This window comes from Rhizobium sp. BK591 (assembly GCF_014195045.1).
GTDB lineage: Bacteria > Pseudomonadota > Alphaproteobacteria > Rhizobiales > Rhizobiaceae > Rhizobium > Rhizobium anhuiense.
Genome location: NZ_JACIAZ010000010.1, coordinates 107839 through 132317, shown reverse-complemented (window position 1 = coordinate 132317; position 24479 = coordinate 107839). Strand labels below are relative to the sequence as shown.

Sequence of the window (24479 nt, the reverse complement as noted above, 5' to 3'; positions counted from 1 at the left end):
CCAGAGCAAGTTTGAACCGATCGAGAGTAAAATGATCAAGAAAATCCTCATTGCTAATCGCGGCGAGATCGCCTGCCGGGTGATCAAGACGGCGCGCAAGATGGGCGTCGCCACCGTGGCCGTCTATTCCGATGCGGATGCCGATGCCCTGCATGTGAAGATGGCTGACGAGGCCGTGCATATCGGCCCGGCACCGTCAAACCAGTCCTATATCGTCATCGACAAGATCCTTGACGCCATACGCAAGAGTGGCGCCGATGCGGTGCATCCAGGCTATGGCTTCCTGTCGGAAAACGCCGCGTTTGCTGAGACGCTGGAAAAGGCAGGCATTGCCTTCATCGGCCCGCCTGTCGGCGCTATCCAGGCCATGGGTGACAAGATCACTTCGAAGAAGCTGGCGGCCGAAGCCGGTGTTTCCACCGTGCCCGGCCATATGGGCCTGATTGCCGATGCCGACGAGGCGGTAAAAATTTCCGCGTCCATCGGCTATCCGGTGATGATCAAGGCCTCGGCCGGCGGTGGCGGCAAGGGCATGCGCATCGCCTGGAACGACGCGGAAGCCCGCGAAGGTTTCCAATCCTCGAAGAACGAGGCGAAGAATTCGTTCGGCGACGACCGTATCTTCATCGAGAAATTCGTCACCCAACCGCGCCATATCGAAATCCAGGTGCTTGGCGACAAGCATGGCACGGTGCTCTATCTCGGCGAACGCGAATGCTCGATCCAGCGGCGAAACCAGAAGGTCATCGAGGAGGCTCCATCACCGTTCCTTGACGAGAAAACCCGCCGCGCTATGGGCGAGCAGGCTGTCGCCTTGTCGAAGGCCGTTGGCTATCATTCGGCCGGCACCGTCGAGTTTATCGTCGATGGCGACCGGAATTTCTATTTTCTCGAAATGAACACCCGCCTGCAGGTCGAGCACCCGGTGACCGAGTTGATCACCGGCATCGATCTGGTCGAGCAGATGATCCGGGTCGCAGCCGGCGAAAAGCTGTCTTTCGGGCAGGATGACGTCAAGCTCAACGGCTGGGCGATCGAAAGCCGGCTTTATGCCGAAGATCCGTATCGCAATTTTTTGCCCTCGATCGGCCGCCTGTCGCGCTACCGGCCACCGGTCGAAGGCAAGACGTCCGATGGCATCATCGTGCGCAACGATACCGGCGTCTTCGAGGGCGGCGAAATCTCGATGTATTACGACCCGATGGTCGCGAAACTCTGCACATGGGCCCCTGATCGTTTGACTGCCATCGATGCCATGTCGGCGGCTCTCGACAATTTCGAGGTCGAAGGCATTGGCCATAACCTGCCCTTCCTGTCGGCCGTCATGCAGCACGACCGCTTCCGCTCCGGCAACATCACCACGGCCTTCATTGGCGAAGAATTCCCCGAGGGCTTCCATGGTGTCGAGCCCGATACCGTCTCCGCACGAAAACTCGCAGCCGTCGCCACGTTGGTGCATAAGGCACTGCAGGACCGCGCCGTGCAGATTTCCGGCACCATCGGCAATCACCGCCGGGTGATCGGCAAGGATTGGGTCGTCACCTTTTCCGGTCAGGAACATGCGGTAACACTCAACACCTCCGTCGATGGCGCCTGTATCCAACTGTCGGACGGCACCGTCTTTGCAGTTGCCGGCGACTGGACGCCCGGCCGCAGCCACTCCACGTTCGTTGTCGATGGAACTGCCATGGGCGTGAAGATCGATATTGGGGGCACCGGCATCCGCCTGCGCTGGCGCGGTATCGATGTCACTGTCCATGTCCGCAGTCCGCGCGTCGCCGGGCTTGCTCGGCTGATGCCAACGAAGCTGCCACCGGACACTTCGAGAATGCTGCTCTGCCCGATGCCCGGCGTCATAACCTCACTCGCCGCTATTGAAGGACAAATCATTGAGGCGGGACAGCCACTAGCTACAATCGAAGCCATGAAGATGGAAAACGTTTTGAAAGCGGAGCGTAAATGCATCGTCAAACGGGTCGCCGCTTCCGTCGGTCAGAATATGGCCGTCGACGAACTCATTATGGAATTTATCTAACAATGAGCGGCATCTCTGCTCGGCGGCAACCACTAGGACGCTAAAACAATGATTGATGGTATCGTCAAGCTAGAGGCGCATTAAGATGGCAAACGAGGATCTCTATCACCACTGGAAGACGATAGCGGAGAAAGAACTGAAGACCTCGCCCGACGGCCTCACTTGGCAAACGCCGGAGGGCATCGCCGTCAAGCCACTCTATACCGAGGCCGATCTCGAAACCGTCGATCACCTCGGCTCGCTGCCGGGTCTTGCGCCGTTCACCCGTGGTCCGCGCGCCACCATGTATGCCGGACGGCCCTGGACCATCCGGCAATATGCCGGCTTCTCCACCGCCGAAGCGTCGAATGCCTTCTACCGCAAGGCGCTCGCCAGCGGCCAGCAGGGCGTCTCCGTCGCCTTCGATCTTGCCACCCATCGCGGCTATGATTCGGACCATCCGCGCGTCGTCGGCGATGTCGGCAAGGCAGGTGTGGCAATCGACAGCGTCGAGGACATGAAGATCCTGTTCGACGGCATTCCGCTGGAAAAGATCTCGGTGTCGATGACCATGAACGGTGCCGTCATCCCGATCCTTGCCTCCTTCATCGTGGCCGGCGAGGAGCAGGGCGTTCCACGGGCCGAGCTCTCGGGGACCATTCAGAATGACATCCTCAAGGAGTTCATGGTCCGCAACACCTATATCTATCCGCCCGAACCCTCGATGCGGATCGTTGCCGACATCATCGACTATACCGCCCGCGAGATGCCGAAGTTCAACTCCATATCGATCTCCGGCTACCACATGCAGGAAGCCGGCGCGACGCTGGTGCAGGAACTGGCCTTCACGCTGGCCGACGGTCGCGAATATGTCAGGGCGGCGATTGCCAAGGGCCTGAATGTCGATGATTTCGCCGGCAGGCTCTCCTTCTTCTTCGCGATCGGCATGAATTTCTTCATGGAGGCTGCCAAGCTTCGCGCCGCCCGGCTGCTCTGGACCCGTATCATGGAGGAGTTTGAGCCGAAGAAGGCCTCTTCGCTGATGCTGCGCACCCATTGCCAGACCTCCGGCGTCTCGTTGCAGGAACAGGATCCCTATAACAACATCATCCGCACCGCTTTCGAGGCGATGTCGGCCGTGCTCGGCGGCACGCAGTCGCTGCATACCAACTCCTTCGACGAGGCAATCGCGCTGCCGACGGAATTCTCCGCCCGCATCGCCCGCAACACGCAGCTCATCCTCCAGCACGAGACCGGCGTAACGAAAGTCGTCGATCCCTTGGCCGGCTCCTATTATGTCGAAAGCCTGACGGCCGAGCTTGCCGACAAGGCCTGGGCCTTGATGGAGGAGGTCGAGGCACTGGGCGGCATGACCAAGGCCGTGGCCGATGGCCTGCCGAAACGGCTGATCGAAGAGGCCGCCACCCGCCGCCAGGCTGCCGTCGACAAAGGCGAAGAGGTCATTGTCGGGGTCAACAAATATCGGCTGGAAACCGAGGATGATCTCGACATTCTCGACATCGACAATGCCGCCGTCCGCACCGCCCAGATCAGGCGGATCGAGGAGACCCGCAAACGGCGCGACACCGTCGAGGTAACTGCAGCGCTGGAGGCGCTGACGCAGTTCGCCCGCACCGGCGACGGCAATATTCTCGAAGCCGCAGTCCGGGCTGCCCGCGCCCGCGCCACCGTCGGCGAGATCTCCGATGCGTTGCGCGCTGTGTTCGGCGATCACACCGCCGTGCCGGAAGTCGTCAGCGACATCTACGGCGACGCCTACAAGGACGAGCCGGAACTGGTGACATTATCTGCCCGGCTGTCCGACTTTTCGCGCACTATCGGCCGCAAGCCGAAGATCATGGTGACCAAGCTCGGGCAGGATGGCCATGACCGTGGCGCCAAGATCATCGCTTCGGCCTTCGGCGATATCGGCTTCGATGTGCTCGCCGGCCCGCTGTTCCAGACGCCGGACGAAGCGGCCGACATGGCGCTGGCCGCGAACGTCCACGTCGTCGGCGTGTCGTCGCTCGCCGCCGGCCACAAAACGCTGCTGCCGCAACTAGTCGAAACGCTGAAATCCAAGGGCGGCGGCGATGTCATCGTCGTCTGCGGCGGCGTCGTGCCGCGTCAGGATTACCAGTTCCTGCTCGATCATGGTGTCGCTGCTGTCTTCGGCCCCGGCACAAACGTCATGGAGGCCGGGCGCGCCGTTCTCGACCTTCTGGAAGGCCGCCTAAGGAACAATTGAGGGAAATATGATAAATTGGCTCAACCATATCGCAATTGTCGTGCCTGATCTCGCGGCGGCTGCAGCTCAATATAAGCTACTTGGAGCGACAACTTCGGCCCCGAAAGACCTCCCCGAACACGGTGTCACCGTCGTCTTTGTCGGCATTCCTAACACCAAAATCGAACTCATGCATCCACTTGGCGAAGGATCCCCGATTGCGGGCTTTCTCGAAAAGAATCCCGCAGGGGGCATCCATCACATATGCTTTGAAGTAGCCGAAATCGACGAAACGTCTGCGAAACTTCGTGAAATTGGCGTGAGGATACTCGGCGACGGGAAGCCGAAATTTGGTGCACACGATAGGCCCGTTCTCTTCGCTCATCCGAAAGACTTTCAGGGTGCGTTGATCGAATTCCAACAGACCTAGGCCAATGGTATTGTTCAGCAAAGAATGTGATAAAGAATGAGAGTGATATCTCTCCCAGAACGCGAGAGCATGGAATTCGACGTTGTGATCGTCGGCGCCGGTCCGGCTGGTCTTGCGGCGGCGATCCGTCTGAAACAAGTCAATCCGGAACTCTCCGTCGTCGTGCTGGAGAAGGGCGCGGAAGTCGGCGCGCATATCCTCTCTGGCGCCGTGGTCGACCCGATCGGTATCGACCGGCTGTTGCCCGGCTGGCGTGACGAGGTCGATCATCCGTTCAAGACCAAGGTCAGCGCCGATCACTTCCTGCTGCTTGGTCCGGCCGGCTCTGTTCGCCTGCCGAATGTGCTGATGCCGCCCCTGATGAACAATCACGGCAACTATATCGTCTCGCTTGGGCTCGTCTGTCGCTGGCTGGCGACCAAGGCCGAAGAACTCGGCGTCGAGATCTATCCGGGTTTTGCCGCAACCGAAGTGCTCTACAATGACGAGGGCGCCGTTATCGGGGTCGCGACGGGTGATATGGGCATCGAGAAGAACGGCGAGCCTGGCCCGAACTATACCCGCGGCATGGAACTTCTCGGCAAATATGTGCTGATCGGCGAGGGCGTGCGTGGCTCGCTCGCCAAGCAACTGATCGCCAAGTTCGATCTGCAGAAAGACCGCGAACCGCAAAAGTTCGGCATCGGCATCAAGGAGCTCTGGCAGGTCAAGCCGGAAAACCACAGGCCGGGCCTGGTGCAGCACTCCTTCGGCTGGCCGCTCGGCATGAAGACCGGCGGCGGCTCCTTCCTCTATCACCTGGAAGACAATCTGGTGGCCGTCGGCTTCGTCGTCCACCTCAATTACAAGAACCCCTATCTCTATCCCTTCGAGGAATTCCAGCGCTTCAAGACCCATCCGGCGATCCGCACCACCTTCGAGGGCGGCAAGCGACTGTCCTATGGGGCGCGTGCCATCACCGAGGGCGGCTACCAGTCGGTGCCGAAGCTTTCCTTCCCCGGCGGGGCGCTGATCGGCTGTTCGGCCGGTCTCGTCAACGTGCCGCGCATCAAGGGCAGCCACAATGCGGTGCTGTCGGGCATGCTGGCGGCCGAGAAGATCGCCGCGGCGATTGTATCAGGCCGCAGCCATGACGACGTGATCGAGATCGAGAATGAATGGCGCAAGGGCGATATCGGCCGCGACCTCAAGCGGGTGCGCAACGTCAAGCCGCTGTGGTCGAAGTTCGGCACGGCACTCGGCGTGGCGCTCGGCGGCTTCGACATGTGGACCAACACTCTGTTCGGCTTTTCCGTCTTCGGCACGCTGAAGCATGGCAAGACCGATGCCGAGAGCCTGGAGCCGGCGACGCAGCACAAGCCGATCGCCTATCCGAAACCCGATGGCGTCTTGACCTTCGATCGCCTCTCTTCGGTGTTCCTGTCGAACACCAATCACGAGGAGGACCAGCCGGTGCATCTGCAGGTCAAGGACATGAACCTGCAGAAGTCGTCCGAGCATGACATCTATGCTGGCCCGTCGACGCGTTACTGTCCGGCCGGCGTCTATGAATGGGTGGAGAAGGACGGCAAGGACTTCTTCGTCATCAACGCCCAGAACTGCGTGCACTGCAAGACCTGCGACATCAAGGACCCCAACCAGAACATCAACTGGGTGCCGCCGCAGGGCGGCGAGGGGCCGGTCTATCCGAATATGTGAGCGCAAAGCGGTTCTTGAAGCGCCAGGACTCGTTGCCGGTCTCGACAATCTCGCAATGATGGGTCAGACGGTCCAGAAGAGCTGTCGTCATTTTGGGTCCCCGAGATAGTCGGCCGTCCGCCCTTGCTTGCCGCTGCGCGTTTCCGTTTCCAACCGATTGACCAGATCGACGACGTTGAAGAAGCGCCCGCGTGTTCCGTTGCGGATCAGTGCACGGGCAATCGCGATGGCGAGATGGCTTTTTCCAGTTCCCGTGCCGCCGACGAGGACGACGTTACGCTGATCGGCGACGAAGGTGCCGGTAGCCAGCACCCGCACCTGGGATTCATTAACAGGCGTATCGGTGAAGTCGAAATCGTCGATGTCCTTGGCGTGGGCTAGGCGCGAGCGACAACTCCCATGCCGTCGATACCCAACCTTTGTTCCATTTTTTCGTGATGCCACCAGTCCGCGTAGATCCGCTTTCGCGAGCGAGGGATCTTCGCAGGAAGCATATTGACTTCTAGCATCCGATCGGTCCGGAAATACCGATACGCCTCCCGAAGCTCGCACCACGCGGCCAGCACCCGGACGCGATCGAAGAATGCGATAACGATTGGCCAAATAACGCGCCGCCCAGGCTCACGGTCCGCGGCTTGGTACAGTATTTCTACCTTGCGATTAGCCTTCATCGCGCCTCGCAATTGGAGCAGCACGGGGCCGTCCTCCGGTAAGACCTCCGGCCCAGGCGCAAGTAAGGGTGCGTTCCAAAATTCAGAACGCTTTGCATCCGGCAAAATGGCAGCGATCTTGGCGACAACGTCACGCGCTGTGGTATTGATTTCTATGTCTCCCCGCGCTCCGATCATGCGTAATCCCAGCATGACGATCTCCAACTCGTCCGTCGAGAACATCAATGGTGGCAGATCGTAGCCATCCTGCAACACGTACCCTACGCTCGGCTCGCCCAAAACCGGCACGCCGGATGCTTCCAGCGCTGCGATATCGCGGTAAATCGTTCGCAAGGACACCTCAAGTTCGCAAGCGATGGTGCGGCCGCTGATCGGTCTGCGTTCGCGGCGTAGGATCTGTATGATCTGAAGTAGTCTGTCTGCTCTGCGCATAACGTTCCTTTTGCTTTCCACTGAGATGTGCCGACCTCGCCTCGTGCAGCCGCGCAACCAATCGATCGCTTATGGCATGTCCTATGCTGACACCATGGTGACAGCATGTCTGTTGTAAAGGTGCAGAAAATCGAACACTAGGGAGTACCATTCCATGGAAATCACTCGGAGGGATGCGTTCAAGATGGCTTCGTCTGCTGCAATTCTTGGATCGGTCGGCCCTAGCGTGGCGGCAGCTGCCGCTAAAGCCGTCCCGCAGGGTGCCGATCTGGAGTTCAACCTCGGAATTCCTACGCCAGGTACGGTCGAGAAGCTTTACGATATGATGGATTTCCAACGCGCAGTGCAGGGCTATCTCTGGGCGGTTCCGATCGTCGGAATGGAAGGTGCGCGCCGGATGCTTGTCGACAACGCCGAAGCGAGGAGCGGCGATCTCGTGCTTGTTGCCGGGTATCGGGACGTCAGTGTCATGCTCGGGTCGAATGTGACGACGCCCTATGTATTCGCGTGGTTTGATCTTACAGAAGGACCGATTGTCATCGAATATCCCGAAGGCGCCACTGCGGGCTCACTGATCGACTGGTGGGATCGTCCACTCATTGATGTCGGCGTTTCGGGCCCGGATGGCGGCAAGGGAGCAAAATTCGTAGTGGTTGGTCCGGCGCATGAAGCGCCGGAAAATTCCCCGGCTGGCGCAAAACTGCTGCGTTCCCGAGCCACCAAAATCCTGATGTTCTGCCGGGGACTCGATGGTGACCTCAAGAAGGTCGAGGCTGTTTTCTCTAAGACTCAGGTCTATCCGCTTGGCGCCACAGGGAGTGGAGTGACCGCGCTTCTTAGATTCAAGACGGAGGGCGAGTTGACTAGCATGGCTCATCCTAAAGGCCTCGCATACTGGCAGTCGTTGATTCAGGCGCTGGACGGTGAGCAGATCGAGGATCGAGACCGCTTCTTTGCCGCTATGTTGAAGCCGCTCGGCGTTACCTATGGCGGAACGTTCTCGCCAAACGACCGGCAGACAGAGTTACTTGACAACGCCGCGAACCTCGGCGAAGCGATGGCGAAGGCCAGTGCTTTCAGCAAGCGCATCCCAGGGATGCGCTATAGGGACGATACGCATTGGGAATATTTGATCCCTCAGGACTTTGTCAACGAACAGGACGGGCCGGATGGTACTCTGCTTGATGAACGTATGGCGTTCTTCTACGAGGTCACAGGCACTTCCGCCGCCGTTCTCACCAAGACACCCGGAACTGGCTCGGCATACCTCACCGCCTACAGTGATCCCGACGGACACGCTTTCGACGGCGCAAAGTCTTACCGGTTGCGCGTTCCAGCCAATGTCCCCGCCAAGACCTTTTGGTCGATCACGCTCTACGACACCGAGACGCGCGGTCTCATTCAGAACAAGCAACAGATCGTGGATCGTTCTTCACGGCAAAAACTTAAGGTCCAGGACGACGGCTCGATTGAGATTGTTATGGGACCGCAGACTCCGGAAGGCCTGGAGCAGAACTGGATACCGACAACGCCAGGTAAGGCTTGGTTTGTGTATTTCCGCTTGTTCGGTCCGCTAGAGCCATATTTCGACAGGTCGTGGCGCTTGCCTGACATTGAGAAGGCCATTTAAGGTATCTCGGGAACCGGCCGCTTCTCCTTAAGAGCGGCCGGTTCTGTTAGAGGCCGGTGAGAAGGGTAGGCTGTCGCAAGGTTCGCTTGTTGCGAGGGCGCGGCAGGCTGCTTTCCCAGCCTGACCGTCTACGAAACTCTGGTAATTGCCGCCCTCTCCGGTCGCTGGACGCTCGAGCGAGTGTTCGAGTATTCCCGCGGCTGGAACAACGCCGCACCCAGTTGGCCCGCTCGCTATCCGGCGGGAGCAGCAGATGCTTGCTGTCGGGGGCGCTCATGACCAACCCACGCCTTCTCATTCTGGTTGAAGCGATGAGGGGCTGGCGCCAATCATCCGCAAGGATATCTGGCGGGCAATCCGCGCGCTGAAGATCCGAGCGGACTGGCTATTCTCGTGGTCGACGAGACGCTCGCCGAACTCCTGCCGGTGTCCAGCCGCTGCATCCTTGAAAACAGACAAACCAGCTGGACCGGTACGCCATCCTACCTAAATCCTGAGCTCCAGGACCGTTACCTGGGCGTCTGAAGTACGGACCTGACGGCAAACACCGTACCTGTGGTTCGGAAAGCGCACCATGCTAGTCCACTGGAGCTTAGACAGCGCATATTAGTTTCTGACGCCATGACCGCTTTGAAGGCACCAGATGGCGTGATGTAAGCAACCGACGGAAATGCGAAGTTTTCATCTTGCGCAGCGTTGGAGAGGATTACAGCGATGGCGCCGGCGAAATCCGCCGGGGCCTTGTATCCGAGTGATGAGAGCGGCCGGATATGGTGGTAAACCCACGGCCGATATCGAGCGAATCTATCATCATCAGCCGTTGGGTTTCAGCTTCGATCAGATCGGCAAGTTTGATTAGACAGGAAGCGCGCTCTTCGGGAGTTTTTGCCTTCCACATCGGAAAGGCGCGTTTCGCAGCTGCAACGGCAGCATTGATTTCAGCGGCACCACAGCGTGCGATGGTCTACGGCGCCTTTATTAGCAACGAATTTCGTGCCGTGACAGGGCGCCGACCCTTGCTGCCAACGCAGCCGCCACGGGAGAACATCTCGCTGACAACCATACTACGCCAGCGTGGCGTGTCCCGCCTCAGATAGATTTTTCTATGGGCTGTAGTGACGACTTGCAGACCCAATGAAAGTAGTTGGCCGAGCGTCCGTCATGAGGCGCCAAGACCGAGATGACCACGTTCAGCGCGGCCCGGGATTGGTCCGCACCGAGACAGAAATCGGTGAACACGACCTGATCGATCGGATCGAGCATGTCTTTCCACGTCCTCTCGACAGTGTTTCAACACCCAATATTCGGTGCCGATTAACGATGCGAGAAATTCCAGCGGATGAGCTGCAAGCATTTTGCGGAGCGCTACGAAGTTCCATAAATATGCTTATGCGATATGTTATAACATAACAACTGTATAGCCATGACCCATCGATCCGGCTGTCGGCAAAACACCGCGGCGCCCTCCACCATTACCCGCTACCGCCGTTGCGCCTACCCCTCTTCTCCGCCATCTGCATCGCAGCAACCGTCATGTTCTGGGTTTGATCAACGAGCCCTAGCGGAACGATAGAAACCGTTTCAGGCTCAAACCCGCCAACAAAATGTAAGGTGGCATGCCGAGCGAATAGTGACCACAGTTTAACTCCAAAATATTTGGCCTAGCTCCGGCGGCCTTCAGCCTCTGCATGAACCGCTGCGATATCTCTGGCAGAACAACCTTGTCCCTCTTAGCCAACACAACGTGAAGTTCGAGATCGGCCCGTGCCAAATTATGCGCGTAATTCTCTAGGTTAAGCGGACCCCACGCACTTCTGAGATCGGTCAGCTTAATAGCGGGCTCAAGGCTTTCACGTATCGCTCGTGTCGCGCGCCCCGTCCAAACCATATCCGCGAGACTTCCCGCTGTGAGAAACAACGAGGCTTTCGACACAGCCGAGTCGTGCGCAGCGATTAACCCTGCGACCCAGGAACCTAAGCTCATACCGAGGACGGAAATCTCTCGATAGCCTTCGCTTTTCAACCAACGAATGAGTTTTCGCCCGTCCCATACTGCCTGCCTTACAGACTGGATGGTTCGACCGAGATTAGCGCTCAGCATATAGTCGGCGTGCACCGCGCCTGGACGGCTGCGCTCGAAGTGATAGGGCATGGCAATCTCAACAACCGTGATGCCGCGTCTCGAGAAAAATTTGGCAATCTGGTGATTTCGGGTGCTTGCATTCCAGTGGTGAAAAATCACCATCGCCCTATTGAAGGAGCCGCTTTCTGTGATTTTCGCCCATACGACGTTGTTCTCTTCAACGTCCGTAGACATGCCCGATGGAAATTTGAGCCACTCATCTTGCCTTTGAAAGCGCTGATCGTCCCCGCCCGGCTCATCGAAAAAGGACGGATCAGCAACGGCCTGGTCCGCAAGGACGCAAAACTCGTCGATACTTCCTATGTTCCCCGCGCCTGGAAAGGCGCGGTCGGCGTCAAGGACGAAATCGGTTGCAGTCTTCGATTCCTCACCGCGCCGTGCTCGCCGCTCATCCCAACGATCAAGCCAACTATGATACACTTTGATTGTTTCCTAAGTCGCACGCTCTCCATCGCCCAAACCCCGGGTCAATAAGGCCGTACATCGCGAACAGCACACCAATGCCGAGAAGGATCGAAAAGCCTGTAAATGCGTCGATCAGCAGGTAGCTAGTGAAAAGTAACCCTACGACCGCTGACATCTTCCACAAGGGCAAATGAAACCGGTATCCAGCACCTAAACGGATGGAACCGTATAGAAAAACAATACCGGTCGAAATAGCGACAAGAAGGCTACTGTAATGGGTAGGCATCCTATAGCTGGATCCGCTGCCCATATCTTTGCCCCCATACAAGGCTGAAGACATATCGCCGAGCAACCAGGCGACAATATTCTTCCCGTTCGATGCCAGGTAAGAGCTTTGGGCCTTCATGCATATGGCGATCAGGATCCCCAAAATAGTACACCGAAAAATTCCGCGCATCACCAGCAAGGCGATCCCATTTAGCTCGTATTCATAATCTCCTCCCGCCCGATTCTTCGATGCTTCTCCAATTTTCCAAAGGTCATGAACCAACGTATGAAGCAAAATGAGGCCTGCGAAGAAGAGGTAGAAGCACAGGCACATGTAGAGGTAAGCGAGCCCTGTGAATATAACTTCCATCGGCACCGATATGACTTCAGGCCGCACAAGCGCTAACTTGCCCCAATCCATCGCGTAGTTGCCACCGCCTTTTACCAGCGGGATCAAGCACACTCCGATCCATTGAAAAAGACCGGCGAACAACACACAGATCAAAAAGACCGCCCAATTTGTATATGATGAAGCTTCTACGTTGCGCGCCCAAGCGTCGTCGCTTTCCGTCCGGCTGCCCAGCACAAGCTTTAAGCGTCCTTCATTTTTCCAAAACAACAGCAACTCTATCACGAACGCAAAAAACAGCGGCAAGAACACCATGAAGAGGAATGTCCAATTCGGCGCCCAGAGGAAACCTACCTGTTTGACGAGGCCATCTGTCCGGTTGTAGCTCGCGTCATGGATCCCCATGATATATGACAGAAACCCAAGGGCGGTGGCACCCGCAAACACCGACGCGGGCAAATTCAAGGGAGATCCGCGGCTAAATAGCGCCTCCGACCTTCCCGCCAAATTAAAACGTCGGCTCGGCTGATTGGCCTCAGTGTCTCTTTCCAGCTTTGCCGGAGACTCCATCTCATCATCGACGGCAGTCGGTGCCAGATCCGGAACCTCCGGCACTACGGTGCTGTCCGCTTTCTTCAAATCTCGCCTCTTGGCAGTCAACCGAGATTGCGCCGCACTAAGCTCCATCTGCCATTCGCTTGTTGCTACCGGATCATCGCACCCAAAAATCCTTGCCAACCAACGAATGTTGGCAGTGCTGATACCCTTCTCGTTGTCCTGAAACCAAAGCTGGACCGTTCGCAGATCGACCCCAATCAGGTTGGAATCGATCTGTGAAATCGCCTCAGCGAGAAGTTCAGGCGTCCACGGACCTGCGGGAAAGCCATCACTTCCCAACGGCCGGCCCGCTCCCGCTGCGGCCAATTGTTTGAAGAGTTCTTTGAAATCACTTCCGTCTTTCGGCGGCGGGAGAAATAACTTTCCATTCTTTGGCAATAGCTTACCGGCTCTGGTTTCGTTTCGTTTCGATAAATTTCGTATCCTATCGTGCGTTTGTGCCCGATCAACGGGTATCGCAGCTACACGCAACTTTCTAGCGATTCTCCTATCAGGAGTAAAATTTGGGGGTCTGGGATGTTGATTTCAGAACAGATTAGCACCGAGCGAGAGGAGGAAGCTGGGCGTCATTTCGAAGTCGTGTGATGGCGAAGCTGGCTTCAAGGTTTGGAATTCAGCCAATGAACAATCATTCAAAATATGCAGACAGCATCTTTAGGAGGATCGGTTCGACCGGCCTCGTCATATTCGAGAGAGATGGCACCCTCCTGAGAAAGACTCCCTCCGGGGATTACATGCTCGGAGATATCAACGAAGAATTCGTTGAAATGTTAAGACATCTGCGACACCTCGATGCTCGTTTCGGCTTTATTTCAGACGAACGAGGGATGGACGCGGGTGCCTATGGGAAATCAGAATTCGCAACCCTGGCCGAGCTGCTTGACGCATTACTGAGGGTCAGATGTGCCATGCCGGATTTCTGGGTGGCATGGAGTGACGTCCCACGTGCGCGCGGAACCGACCTTCAGCGCCCGGCGGATCGGCAACAGGAGCCTGGCGCCGGAGCGATCTTTCGAGTGATGGAGCGGTACGGGATCGGCAAGAAGGAAACTGTATTCATCGGCAGCTCGACCGCCGGTAGCCTCGCTGGAAACGACGCGGGTGTCTCGGTGATCGAATACTTCAACGACCGAAGCGAGGGAACCGCTCAGAATGGGGCCGGAAAGCGTGCCCCCAGTTTGTCTTCGTCTGAAGCCACGGATGTCGAGCGACTCCACGCCAAGATCCAGGCGACGTTGGGCCGGTCCATCGCCGGAGAGCTTAATCAGGGCTTACAGTACTGTTCGCAGGGTTAGCGGGTGCGGTCCCTGTCCTTCTCCTGAGGGGGGCGAAGCTTGATCGATTTCGGTATCTCCCGATCGCGCGGTTGGGATTTTTGACGCTCGCGAACCGGTCGGTCTGTTTCCGACCCGGCGTGCTCGGCGTTGGACCGAGCAATGCGCGATGCGTCCACGGAGCGGTTGCTCGAGCTCTTATTGACGATCCCCTGCTCCGCGATATGATCGCGGCCGGCGGCCGATTTCGTTTCCAGACCGTCGGACGTGCGTGCTTGCTTGCCGGCGTCGGCGCGATTCCGGTTCTTCGCAACGCGTGAGTCGAGCTGCAGCCCAACGACCTTGCCGATGATCTTGGTTGCCTGCTCGAAGATCAGCCGATCAGACGGATTGGCAATCTTGGCGGCAACACTAAGTGCGGTGTTTGCCATCGTTTCCTTGGCCGCTTTTGCCTGCGCGGCACTGATGGGTGTGGATCGCAGCATGTGGTCTTCGCCTTTCTCTCGTGTGGGATCACGGCCTTCGCGGACCGCTGTTTCAAGCCGCCCGTATTCGCGCCGAAGCCCGATGGACAGATCGTGGCTGAGTTCTCGCGCGGTGCTCGGTGCACCGCGGTCTTTCGCAATTCCTTCCAGCATCCGAATGATGTGCCCGACGGAATGTCGGCTCTGTTCGAGCCGAGTCTTGGCCTCTTCACGCTTTGGTGCCGTCGGAGTGTCGCGGAGCTTGGACATTACCTTTTCGACGACATTCGATGGTGCCGTTGCGCCCATCCGGCGAAACATCTCCCATTCCCATCGTTTGACCGGCGGTGGCCCCGCCCGTTCGATGCGCTTCTGCCGATCAATCGGAATGCCGCGCTCACGTGCCTTGTCAGCGAAACGAATCCGCCATTCGCTGAAGTCGCGGATATTTGGGTTGAGCATCTTTCCGCTCGCGTTGCGCAGCGCAACGAGGACATGCAGGTGCGGATGCTTTCCATGGTCGTTGCGATTATGGACGGCATAGGCATAGCGGTGGCCTGCAAACTGTTCCCTCAGAAAATCGCGTCCTGCGAGAATGAACCGGTCGCGATCGACATTGGCCGGTCCCGATAACAACAGGTGCATAAAATCCCGCGGCTGGCGCGTCTGCATCAGAGCGCCGACGACGTTGCCCTCGGCCGTCAGTTCCTTATGGTCCTTGGTGGTGATTTCGCGCCGTTCCCCACCAAGCTCGTAACGGCCGCTCTTTCCAGGCCGGTCTCTAAGGTGAGTTTTCGTCGACAACGTTACCTCCGCGCCGGCCCGTTGCATGGCATGCAGGGTGGCTGTCAGGCCTTTTGGTCCAGAGGAGAATTCGGCCGGGTAGCGCGAAACTGGAGTGATCCCGGCGCCGCGCAAAGCCCTGTCCAGCCGCTCGTCGATCGCATGGACATCATCGATTTCCGCGAGGATACGGTTGGCGCTGCTTCGATCCGACCTGTCCTTCTTCTCATGGGCAACCACCAATGCAAAATGGAGACGGGTTCCACCCTTCACACCCTCGCTGACGCTGAAGGCATAGGTTCGATTGGTGTCGCCCGGCCGACGAAACCCATCGTCCGCCAGCGAACCGACAGCGCGCGCGATGTCTTTGCGGTCGGCCTTTTCAAGCTCGTAAGTAAGACGGAGAACGTCCTGGCTACCTTTCCGGTTGCTAAACTCCCTCTCCCAGGACCGGACGGCGGCACTGAGATCGGTGACCTCGCGACCGTCCTGGTCGCGCGCTTTCTCTTCCTTGCTTTGATAGGCGAGGACGTTGCGGGCCGAACTCGCGCCGGCACCATAAGACAAGACCTTGACGACGACCGCATTGTTGCCGGCCGCGCGGCTTAACGCCGAGGCAGCGCCCGGATGTTTGATTGAGGGCAAGCCAGATTTCGTAAAGGTCGGCCGCTTCGCTGATCCGCCGCCGCCCCCGCGCCGCCGCAACTCGTCTTCGATAAGATCGAAGTAGCTCGGCAGCCGACGACCTTCCGGTCTAGACGCGGAGCGACTTCTGGACAGGTCGTTCATCGTGGTTCCTGATCAGGTCGGCGATAAAGGTGGAAGGCCGGATAAAGGCAGCGTCGCGGATGGCATCAAGAGCGCGCATGACTTCTTCGAGCTGTTGCGCGATCGCTTTGGTACTTTCGGCATGCACACTCTCCTCAGAGAGGAACTCCTCGTTCCGAAAAGCAAGTTCGCGCAGAAACTGGTGCATGTTCGCCAGCTGCCGGTCGTGCTCATCGAGCATCGCCGGAATGTGCATGATCTCCCTGGTGACAATGAGCTTGGCGACGATGTTGACGGAGACATCGAGCCTGTGGGCAAGGGCGTCGAGATTGCTTAAGACCTGAGCAGGCAGCCGGAACATGATGGCCGGGTCGCGCATCGACTACAGCCCCCTCGCCTTCAGAGCCTCGACAATCAGCCGGTGCGTCGCCGATGAAAGCTGCTCGTGGCGCTCCAACGAAACCCGGAAAATCTTCGTCAGCACGTCGTCATCGAGATACAGCGAGATGCGCTTCCGTTTCGTGGTGTCCCCTGCCGCTGTGGTTCCCTTGGCGGCCAATCGCCCACGTCGTCGATTGTTGTCCGGAGTGCGGACGTCCGGTGACCTGACGCCGGGCGTGACGCTCTCACTCTGCTCTTCAAGAGCCTCATCGGGCATCAGCGTTTCAAGGTCGATATTGGTCGGCATATAGGAGGTGGCAGTCTCTTCCACGTCCTTCGCCTGATCCCCTCTCGAGCGGGCAAGGGCTAGAATGTTGCCGGCTGGTGTTCTTTCGCCTGCCATCGCGTTCAAGCTGCCTCCGCCTGCAGAAGGCTGATAAACTCGTTGTTGATCTTCTTCACGAGATCGATCGCATCGAGCACACTCTCCGAGGCCCGGCGCTTGGCTGATGAAGTCAGCGACGGGTTGTTCTCGATGCTGGCAAGTTTGGAATAGAGCGAACCGAAGCCGGCTCCGACATCGCTGAAATGGTTGCTCTTGCGGATAACCGTCTCCACCAGGGGAATCCTGCCGCTCGTAAGGATCGCATGGACTTCCGGAAGCGACCGATTGTGTTTGAGAGCGATCATGTCGACGTAATTCCAGATCGCCGCGTAAGGGATCGGTCCTTGGGGCCGTTTTTTGGATATCTCCTTCAAAATGGTCGCGACCTTGATCGCTGACGTGGCGGCGGTCGGTTCCGGAATAATCGGGATGAGGACGGCGTCGCACTCGTAATAGACCTCGATTGCGCGTTGATGGACGTAGCCGCCAACGTCATAGATGCGAATATCCGCCTCGGGCGCGTCGGCCATGCGGTCCCGAAACCGATCCCCGGTAGCCACTCGCAGATGCAGCAACGTGCCGTCGGTCGGAAGCAGGCCGCGCTTCATGGAGACATTGAACCAGCGCGTCGACGACTCCTGCTCGTCGCAATCGATGAGCAGCGTTCTGTGTCCCTGTTGCGCAAACTCCGCTGCGAGATTGACATTCAAGGTCGATTTGCCCGCACCTCCTTTGAACGTCGAGATAGCAAGCGAAAGTGGTTTGACTGCCATGGATCCTCTCACCCCTTTGGCTCAAAAGTTACTGTCGCGGCGGGCAGCTCAAGCATTGGACAGAAGGACGGCAAGTGCGTTCCAAGATCCCCAAACCTAGCCGCATGCCCTTCAGGCCCGAAGTCTGGACCGTAGCGCGTCCTGCCGTCGCGCGGCGACCAGGTCATCATTCAACCTGGTGATCTCGCGCTCACGAGCCGCATCCGCCACCGGTTCCCTCGCGGGCCAAAATCGCAGGATTGCCGAGAAAAGAAGCGTGAAGAAAGCAATCGTGGCAGCTTTGAACAAGGAAGACCGAGTATAAAGATCGGCCGCCCATTGCCATAACGCCTTCGTCCATTCGGGCGGCAGAAAGGCATACAAAAATACCAGCGCAATACCGTATGCAACGAAGAACGCGACGAGAAAGCAGCCGGCCGATGCGACCAAAAAGTTCGCGATCAATATCAGGAACCATGCCATCCGGAACGGGAAGACAACCACCCTGAACGCCTTTCTTTCCGCCGACATTACCCTTCTCCATCTGCACGTTTCCGGTGTTCAACAACACATACTGCAATCCTCGCGCATTTTCCAGACTTGCACTGCAGTATAATTTCATGCATGCTCGAGATAGTCAACTTGCGACGGATGCGAGCATGAACAATGGCGCATGGCGGTTCGACCGCCTCCTCTTTTGCAGCCTTTTAAATGCCCTGATCGCCCTGCCCTTTGCCGCGCGGGCCGACACGGCTGCGGACTTTGTCAGCTATTATCAAAACGCCTACGCACAGGGCCGGGACCTGATCCCCGGACCACAAATACCGCTGGACACGGCATCGATCGCGTCCCGACTTGATCTGCAAAGCGTTAGCCCAAAGGCCGCGCTGAGCGGCAGCGCGTTTCTCAGCGCCGACGGTGCCGTCATCAAACTGGCTGGCGTCCAGGGCTGCCTTTCAACCGAGCCAATGGAATTTGCCGGAATGCCGACGACCTGTGCCATGATTTCGCTTGCGGGCATGACCGCGACGCTCGATGAGGTAAAGGCAGGTGCCGGCGATGCATTCCCTTGCCACGTTTTCGCGCAAAATCCCGGGAGACCGACCGTGCGTTTTGCCGAATGTTTTTTCGTCGAAAATGGCGTAGTTCATTCCCTCTCCGAGACGCTCATCCGCAAAGGCTTCGTGTTCGCTGCCCGTGACCGTGCCGGCCGACCCGTCTTCCCGGAATATCTGCAAGCCGAGGAAGTCGCACGCGGTGAACAAACCGGCATCTGGGCAAGCGATCAGTTCGTGCATTCCAATGGGGAACGCACCCCGGTCAAACCGACGACCAATTGATGCGGATCGGGCTTCTCATGTTCATTTCCACGATCACAGCTTCCGGCGTCTATGTCGCCACGACGATCATGCCGATGCTCGCCCACGGCGATGTCCTGCGCGAACCGTATCTCTCGGCCCCGGTCGTCCCTGTTCAGGCATCGCAAACCGACCTTCCCCCGGCCGCTGACGCCGTTGGCGCCCAATCCGAATTCGCTCCGTTTCCGACGGAGGCGCAGTTCGAAACCGGCGACACCTGGATCTCCGACGGTCGACGCTATCGGCTCTATGGCCTGCAGGCCTGTCTGCGAGGGACCAATGTCACCGTCTCTGTCGGTGTTATCAGGGACTGCGGGGAGTTCGATCTGATCATGGCGCAAGCGCTGATCCGAGACACGAGGCCCGTCTGCGCGACCATCAAAAATCTTGACCAGAACAATGCGGCCGTCGCATGCCAGACGACGACGGGCCAGCATCGCTACGATTTGGCAACCTATATGATTGCCCAAGGCTGGGGATTTGCTGCCGTCGACAGCGCGGGGCAACCGATCGTTCCAGGATACAGGGTCGCGGAGGAAGGTGCGCGTTCGGCGCGCGCCGGTCTTTGGGCCTATTCGGACATGCCGCATCCGGTTTCCGTTCTCCAACAACAGGCGGGAGGACAGTGATGAGAATTGCAGCTGCCTCGATGGTATGGCTCGCAATGGCCCCGACAGCGTTGCTTGCGCAAAACCGCCCATCCGATGTGCCGCGTCAGATCTACGGCAAGGTTCAGGTCGTCGATGCGACCACGTTCGAATACGTCAAGAGCCGACAGATCGTCCGCCTGGCTGGGTATGAAGCCCCTCGCCTTGAGCAGACGGCGATCAGCGATGGCGTGGAGTGGCCCGCGGGTCAGGTCGCGCGCGCGTGGATGATCCTCCGGACACTTGGCCAAAACGTCAACTGCGCGCCGGTTGACCGCGACACCAATAAGGTTCTGATCGCCCACTGCTTTGTCGGCGAGACAAATCTCGCAGCGACGGCAATTGCGGAGGGTATCGGCTATGCCTTCAATTACCGCAACGAGCCACAAGTCCCTGCCTATTTCGACATTGAGCGGAAAGCCAGGGGGCTAGGATATGGCGTCTGGTCGTCACCGGCCCTGCTTCCTCCTTGGCTTTATACCGCATCGAAGGCGACCGCAGAGAAGCAGGACGGCCAGTCACCAGAAGCCGACACAGACCTGCCTCTGCCGTTGCCTGTTACCCAAACGGCGCGCTGAACTCAAAGACGTGCAAGGAGATTGAATGAATCGTATCTTTTGTTCCCTCGGTGTTGCAGCAGTCCTGTTCGTCCTCGCTCCAATCACAAGCGGCGCGCAAGATGGCGCCACGCCTAATTCGACCGAACAGCGCGATCCGAACTTTTGCGGCGCGGGCGGCGCCGGCTGCGATCCGTCGGACGTGCAGCAATGGAAAGCGATCGGCAACAGGCTTGCCGATCTGTCATCGGCAGACCTTAGCCAATATGCCTACGCCTGCGCCAAACACGCGGACTGGAAACAAGATTGCGAGACCGATCCGATTGCTGTCCTCAAGCGGCTGGGCATCGAGGGGTATTGAGGTTCCCGATGACTAAGCGTCCCGATACCGCGGTAATTGCTGCCGCCATCGCCCTCCTTGCTGGAACAGCGGGAGGATACGCGATCAATGAGCTGGTGCGAAGTGGCCATATCGCAACGCTAGAACAAGAGATCGCCGGGCTGAAGGACGCGGCGCAACAACCATTGCCCGCCGACGCTCCCAACAACGAAGAGGCAAGCACTGCGATCGCGAAGTCGGGCCGGTCGATCAGGATTTCGGAGTGCAAGCCTCGCGCGGCGATCCCCGGCGTCACCTGCACGGGCATCATCACAACAATATCAGGCTCCTTTGCCGGCTCGGCGCAACCGGGCGTGCTTTCCTTTGCGAGGATCGACGGCACCTGGGCGCAAATTCAATAATCGATAACGGAGGCGAATTATGAAACCGTTCCTGATTATGGTCGCCGCATTGACAGGTACAGCCCTTGGTGTCCCTTCGAGCGGCGCAAAAGCCGACGACGCCTCCTGGGGATGTCAGGTTCTGTTGTGTGCGGCATCGCAAGATCCGTCCTGGCACGGCGTTCCCTACTGTGTTCCACCTATGACAAAGCTCATTGCCGCGATGAAGGAACCGGGATTTTCCTGGCCGATTTGCCATGAGGCCAATGCCGGCAAGCCAGGGCGAGAAAGCTACGAGGATTGCCCGGCCGGAACGACGGTGGGTTATAGCTCGCAGGGCGACAATGGCTGGCGGGGCGAGCCCGACCAGTGCATTAAAACAGTCAATGTCTGCCGGTCACCGATCGAGCGCGATGCCAGTACGAGGCAGTCGGGTATGACGATAGGGCGCGGTTTCGGTAATGGCCATGATGGTTGCATCCAGGAAGTTGCCACCCCGCGACCGCGGCGATCCGATCCCTATTTCTTCGATATTCCGAATGACCAAGGCGTGAAGGAAAGGTTCTGGTTTAACCTCAATCACTAGCCAACGCCGATCGTGCGATGTGACGGGAAAATCAGGACGTGGTCTCGGGAACGTTTTTCTTCCCGCGGCGCGCTTTCAGCGCAATCACCCAAGGAAGGTCTTTTTCGGTGACCTTGAGCAAATCTTCGATCACGACATTCCACTCCCGCTGCATTTTGTCGAGGGTCGAGAGCTTGACGTCTCGCATGGCGCGGGTCACTTGCGACATATAGGCCTCCGACACACCGAGTTGCTCAGCCAAATCCTTATTCGTCAATCGGCGTTCGGCCTTCAATCGCGCCAGACCAATAGCGAGCCTTTCCTGAAAGGATAGGGCCTTCAATACCGAGACGTCCGCCGTGGTGCCGGATGAGTCGTCTTTCAAGCGAGGCATGGAACGCCTTCCTTGGCGGAAGATGTGCTCGATACGGCACGAACAAAAGTATCATACCGGCGACAGAGGATACTGCCACAGCCGGAAGCGCGGGATTTGTTCGAAATTCTACTGCTCATCCGATGCCTGCGCCAGCTAGAGACTATGATGACCAAGCGTAAACCTTCTGTTGCCTATCTCTTGCATTCAAGCGTTCACGACTTCGTTATGCCTCTTACACTGCGACGGTCACGCGCTGCAAGAGGATGGCCGAACCTCCTCGGATCGTCGAGGCCGCTAGTGGGCGCCGTCTTCGACCGGCACGAAACCTCAAGGCCAAGTCCCTCCATAAATTCCTCCCTTGCCCCAACGCGCTTCTCACTTATACTACAGTTACATTTCTTGAGATTTGAATTTGAGGAGGCTCTCGATGACATCGCTGAAAAAGCGTGGCTATCGATTTGACTTGCGGCGGCTATCTTTGGCGACCCTGGTTCTCGGATGTGTTTTCCTCCTCGCCCGCATCGCAATCCGAGACAGCCTCACGCTGGGCTACGCGATGATGATCCCGGTCTATGCCTTCCTCTCGGCTGTGCTCGAAAGTTCGCGCCTCGACAAAGGCTGCCGTTGGAACATGCAAGCTTGGAAAGAGACGCTCGTCGCAATCGCCGCGGCGATGGCAGTGGGATATCTCGGATATCGGCTCTGGCTCCTCGGCTATTGAAGAGTCTGGCATGCGGATCGTCGTTCGCAATAGTCCGGTCCATCCGCTCGCCGACCTGTCCGACCGAGAGGCAACCGCGTTGCGTGCATGGTATGGCAACGCTGCATCCAACGAGGATGAGGCAATTGCGCTTTCGGTTATCAAACGCGCTAAAGTGATGGACGGCTGGATTGAATGCGATTGCCTCGCGGCCGGCTTGCAGCCATTGCTCGCACCGATCCAGCAGGAGCGTACATTTACGCTGCGACGACTGACCTCGAAGGAGGCGGACCCCGACCGGCATGAAGAGCGGCCAAACCATGCGCAGACGTGCCCGTTCCATGTAGACAAGGACGCTGCTCCCCCTCTGTTCGATCGTCGCTATCAGATCTGCCCGCTGCCAAAATCGGGGCGCAGCTACGTCGACGCCCTTCCGGCCATTCCCAACCGTCTTGCTAATATCTCGGGCGATGCTCCAACCCGATCGAGGGAGCGAAACGACCGTCCTTCCAGACTTGGCGGCATCCTGTGGCGGATGATGGATAAGGCGGGTACAAACGTCATACCCCCGGTGCAGGACGAGCCCGATCTTACGCTGGGAGGTCAGCTCTCGGGGATACGTTCCACCGCCAGGGAGCTCAGGGTGCTGCGGACCTGGACACTGAACGCACTAATGTCGACATGGGCCGCGGATTATTGGGACCCGGCCAGCCGGTGGCAGCGTTTGCTCGTAACCTCCCGCCCGGACTGGCCGGAAAGTCTTCGGCGAACCGGCTTTATGTTGCTGTTTGCGAAAAGCGTATCGGCGCAGGCGATCATGCCTGCATCGTCCTCGCGAAGGATCGAGGTGCTCGGCAAGGTCCGCCAGCCATTGCGGGGCGATCCCGCGCTGAGGGGTCCGTTCCTGACTTTGCTGAACGTCGATTTTCAGGAGGATGACGAAGGACCGGTGCGAGCGGTCCAGGCCTACGCCCAGCCGGTCTATAACGGCGCGCTCTTCCCGGTGGAATCGGGATTCGAAAGAGACGTTTCGCATCTGCTGTTCTGGCTACAGCAAGCTCTCTTCGACGCCGCGCCGGATCTTCGCATCAAGATCACCAAGCCGCTGTTCGCATTGGACACTCCCATTGGTCGGTGCAGGCCGGACTTCATATTGGAGGCGTCATATCGAGGATCCCGGCCGGTGAACCTCATTATCGAAGCCTTTGGGATGGAGACCGAGGAATATCGGCAAGCGAAGGAAAAGACACTGCCTCGCATGAAGTATATCGGGCCGATCTTTGGCATTTTTCCCAAGGACCTCGCGGAGGCGCAGGCTGCAAACACCGCCAGGCGGCTACAGGACTGGGTGATCGATCAAGTTCGTCGGGCCGGAAACAATACATCGCCATCATCCGATGACGACATCCTGACCTGAAGATAAGTTATGAACACCATTTTCCACAGCGTTTGATCGGATTTCACCGGACAGCGCTCAGCTCGATTCTCGCGGCATCGAGGAGCGCCTGTTGGATGATCACCAGTACCTCGGGTGGGCAAGTTCCGAACATGCGCGACACGAGGTCGTCAGCCAGTTCTGTGATCGTCGGCGTCAGCCTCGCCGGCGCCGACTTGTCGATCGCATCCTCACCATCGCCCTCGCGGTCAACTTCGGCTCCAATCGCTTGCCTCTCCATCTCGCGCTCCTTCACCATCAGCCAAAAGCCGGCGTCAGCTCGGGCCGCAGCGACAATTCGTTCGAGATGGCGACCCTTTGAAAATTCTGTGCTTGAGAGATGTCTGATCTCACCCATGTATTGCTCTCCTGGCAGACGGTGCGCGATCTCGCTTCCTCTCGCGCCGTAATGAATGGTCGGTGATCGACA

The 24479-nt window shown here is 58.2% G+C and carries 26 protein-coding genes and 1 pseudogene; 14 read left to right on the top strand and 13 right to left on the bottom strand.

Going from position 1 to position 24479, the window contains the following annotated elements; all coding sequences use genetic code 11:
• The first annotated feature begins 31 nt into the window (after nucleotides 1-31).
• From FHX10_RS32545 to FHX10_RS32530, 4 genes are all read left to right on the top strand, one after another.
• The gene (locus FHX10_RS32545) at nucleotides 32-2035 is read left to right on the top strand and encodes an acetyl/propionyl/methylcrotonyl-CoA carboxylase subunit alpha (protein ID WP_132575198.1); all 2004 of its coding nucleotides are present in this window, start codon (nucleotides 32-34) and stop codon (nucleotides 2033-2035) included.
• A gap of 85 nt (nucleotides 2036-2120) precedes the next feature.
• Entirely contained in the window at nucleotides 2121-4262 is a 2142-nt protein-coding gene (gene scpA, locus FHX10_RS32540; RefSeq protein WP_132575200.1) for a methylmalonyl-CoA mutase, read from the top strand.
• A gap of 7 nt (nucleotides 4263-4269) precedes the next feature.
• On the top strand, nucleotides 4270-4671 hold the full coding sequence (gene mce, locus FHX10_RS32535) for a methylmalonyl-CoA epimerase (protein ID WP_132575202.1): 402 nt from the start codon (nucleotides 4270-4272) through the stop codon (nucleotides 4669-4671).
• A gap of 36 nt (nucleotides 4672-4707) precedes the next feature.
• On the top strand, nucleotides 4708-6369 hold the full coding sequence (locus tag FHX10_RS32530; protein WP_132575204.1) for an electron transfer flavoprotein-ubiquinone oxidoreductase: 1662 nt from the start codon (nucleotides 4708-4710) through the stop codon (nucleotides 6367-6369).
• Here the strand turns inward: FHX10_RS32530 and FHX10_RS32525 are convergent.
• Nucleotides 6317-6756 (bottom strand): annotated as a pseudogene (locus FHX10_RS32525) (ATP-binding protein); the annotation flags it as partial. The gene FHX10_RS32530 and the pseudogene FHX10_RS32525 overlap by 53 nt on opposite strands.
• The gene (locus tag FHX10_RS32520) at nucleotides 6747-7472 is read right to left on the bottom strand and encodes a YafY family protein (RefSeq protein ID WP_132575206.1); all 726 of its coding nucleotides are present in this window, start codon (nucleotides 7470-7472) and stop codon (nucleotides 6747-6749) included. The pseudogene FHX10_RS32525 and the gene FHX10_RS32520, both read right to left, overlap by 10 nt.
• Before the next feature lie 184 nt (nucleotides 7473-7656).
• On the opposite strand from FHX10_RS32520, the gene FHX10_RS32515 reads away from it, so the two are divergent.
• On the top strand, nucleotides 7657-9102 hold the full coding sequence (locus FHX10_RS32515) for a DUF1254 domain-containing protein (RefSeq protein WP_165932274.1): 1446 nt from the start codon (nucleotides 7657-7659) through the stop codon (nucleotides 9100-9102).
• A 706-nt stretch (nucleotides 9103-9808) separates the two neighbouring features.
• Here the strand turns inward: FHX10_RS32515 and FHX10_RS35725 are convergent.
• From FHX10_RS35725 to FHX10_RS32495, 4 genes are all read right to left on the bottom strand, one after another.
• A complete protein-coding gene (locus FHX10_RS35725) occupies nucleotides 9809-10063 on the bottom strand; it encodes an aldehyde dehydrogenase family protein (RefSeq protein ID WP_132575412.1) in 255 nt (84 codons plus the stop codon).
• 128 nt (nucleotides 10064-10191) lie between these two features.
• A complete protein-coding gene (locus FHX10_RS32505; RefSeq protein WP_165932266.1) occupies nucleotides 10192-10365 on the bottom strand; it encodes a hypothetical protein in 174 nt (57 codons plus the stop codon).
• Between the two features lie 295 nt (nucleotides 10366-10660).
• Complete coding sequence (locus FHX10_RS32500) at nucleotides 10661-11665, bottom strand: RcgR family putative quorum lactone hydrolase (RefSeq protein ID WP_132575210.1); 1005 nt, start codon at nucleotides 11663-11665, stop codon at nucleotides 10661-10663.
• Nucleotides 11655-13262, bottom strand: coding sequence for an RcgA family putative transporter (locus tag FHX10_RS32495; RefSeq protein ID WP_132575212.1), 1608 nt, complete (start codon nucleotides 13260-13262; stop codon nucleotides 11655-11657). Before FHX10_RS32495 ends, FHX10_RS32500 begins: the two co-directional genes overlap by 11 nt.
• A gap of 206 nt (nucleotides 13263-13468) precedes the next feature.
• Between FHX10_RS32495 and FHX10_RS32490 the strand changes: the two genes are divergently transcribed.
• On the top strand, nucleotides 13469-14179 hold the full coding sequence (locus FHX10_RS32490) for an HAD family hydrolase (protein WP_245512476.1): 711 nt from the start codon (nucleotides 13469-13471) through the stop codon (nucleotides 14177-14179).
• On the opposite strand, the gene FHX10_RS32485 is transcribed toward FHX10_RS32490, so the two are convergent.
• From FHX10_RS32485 to FHX10_RS32465, 5 genes are all read right to left on the bottom strand, one after another.
• Nucleotides 14176-16194 (bottom strand): relaxase/mobilization nuclease domain-containing protein, encoded by a 2019-nt coding sequence (locus FHX10_RS32485; RefSeq protein ID WP_246781280.1) that lies wholly within the window; start codon nucleotides 16192-16194, stop codon nucleotides 14176-14178. The genes FHX10_RS32490 and FHX10_RS32485 overlap by 4 nt on opposite strands.
• Complete coding sequence (locus FHX10_RS32480; RefSeq protein WP_132575214.1) at nucleotides 16160-16552, bottom strand: hypothetical protein; 393 nt, start codon at nucleotides 16550-16552, stop codon at nucleotides 16160-16162. The genes FHX10_RS32485 and FHX10_RS32480 overlap by 35 nt, the downstream gene beginning before the upstream one ends.
• 3 nt (nucleotides 16553-16555) lie before the next feature.
• Nucleotides 16556-16957: a hypothetical protein gene (locus FHX10_RS32475; RefSeq protein ID WP_132575416.1), complete on the bottom strand. Its 402-nt coding sequence runs from the start codon at nucleotides 16955-16957 to the stop codon at nucleotides 16556-16558.
• 5 nt (nucleotides 16958-16962) lie between these two features.
• The gene (locus FHX10_RS32470) at nucleotides 16963-17712 is read right to left on the bottom strand and encodes a ParA family protein (protein WP_132575216.1); all 750 of its coding nucleotides are present in this window, start codon (nucleotides 17710-17712) and stop codon (nucleotides 16963-16965) included.
• 111 nt (nucleotides 17713-17823) lie between these two features.
• Entirely contained in the window at nucleotides 17824-18222 is a 399-nt protein-coding gene (locus tag FHX10_RS32465) for a hypothetical protein (protein WP_132575218.1), read from the bottom strand.
• A gap of 128 nt (nucleotides 18223-18350) precedes the next feature.
• Between FHX10_RS32465 and FHX10_RS32460 the strand changes: the two genes are divergently transcribed.
• From FHX10_RS32460 to FHX10_RS32435, 6 genes are read left to right on the top strand one after another with little or no spacing between them, the layout of a single operon-like run.
• Entirely contained in the window at nucleotides 18351-19031 is a 681-nt protein-coding gene (locus tag FHX10_RS32460; RefSeq protein WP_132575220.1) for a nuclease, read from the top strand.
• Between the two features lie 17 nt (nucleotides 19032-19048).
• Nucleotides 19049-19678 (top strand): thermonuclease family protein, encoded by a 630-nt coding sequence (locus FHX10_RS32455; RefSeq protein ID WP_132575222.1) that lies wholly within the window; start codon nucleotides 19049-19051, stop codon nucleotides 19676-19678.
• Entirely contained in the window at nucleotides 19678-20274 is a 597-nt protein-coding gene (locus tag FHX10_RS32450) for a thermonuclease family protein (RefSeq protein WP_132575224.1), read from the top strand. Before FHX10_RS32455 ends, FHX10_RS32450 begins: the two co-directional genes overlap by 1 nt.
• 25 nt (nucleotides 20275-20299) lie before the next feature.
• Nucleotides 20300-20614: a hypothetical protein gene (locus FHX10_RS32445; RefSeq protein WP_130815693.1), complete on the top strand. Its 315-nt coding sequence runs from the start codon at nucleotides 20300-20302 to the stop codon at nucleotides 20612-20614.
• An 8-nt stretch (nucleotides 20615-20622) separates the two neighbouring features.
• Nucleotides 20623-20994, top strand: coding sequence for a hypothetical protein (locus FHX10_RS32440; protein WP_132575225.1), 372 nt, complete (start codon nucleotides 20623-20625; stop codon nucleotides 20992-20994).
• Nucleotides 20995-21013: 19 nt separating this feature from the next.
• Entirely contained in the window at nucleotides 21014-21559 is a 546-nt protein-coding gene (locus tag FHX10_RS32435) for a hypothetical protein (RefSeq protein ID WP_130815695.1), read from the top strand.
• 31 nt (nucleotides 21560-21590) lie between these two features.
• Here FHX10_RS32435 and FHX10_RS32430 read toward each other — a convergent pair whose 3' ends face one another.
• Complete coding sequence (locus FHX10_RS32430) at nucleotides 21591-21932, bottom strand: helix-turn-helix domain-containing protein (protein WP_132575227.1); 342 nt, start codon at nucleotides 21930-21932, stop codon at nucleotides 21591-21593.
• Between the two features lie 409 nt (nucleotides 21933-22341).
• On the opposite strand from FHX10_RS32430, the gene FHX10_RS32425 reads away from it, so the two are divergent.
• Together FHX10_RS32425 and FHX10_RS32420 are read left to right on the top strand one after the other, a co-directional pair.
• The gene (locus FHX10_RS32425; RefSeq protein ID WP_132575229.1) at nucleotides 22342-22635 is read left to right on the top strand and encodes a hypothetical protein; all 294 of its coding nucleotides are present in this window, start codon (nucleotides 22342-22344) and stop codon (nucleotides 22633-22635) included.
• Nucleotides 22636-22645: 10 nt separating this feature from the next.
• Nucleotides 22646-24031 carry a hypothetical protein gene (locus FHX10_RS32420; RefSeq protein WP_132575231.1) on the top strand — a complete coding sequence of 462 codons (1386 nt, stop codon included), beginning with the start codon at nucleotides 22646-22648 and terminating at the stop codon, nucleotides 24029-24031.
• A 43-nt stretch (nucleotides 24032-24074) separates the two neighbouring features.
• Here the strand turns inward: FHX10_RS32420 and FHX10_RS32415 are convergent, their stop codons facing one another.
• Nucleotides 24075-24407 (bottom strand): hypothetical protein, encoded by a 333-nt coding sequence (locus FHX10_RS32415; protein ID WP_132575233.1) that lies wholly within the window; start codon nucleotides 24405-24407, stop codon nucleotides 24075-24077.
• Nucleotides 24408-24479 lie beyond the last annotated feature (72 nt).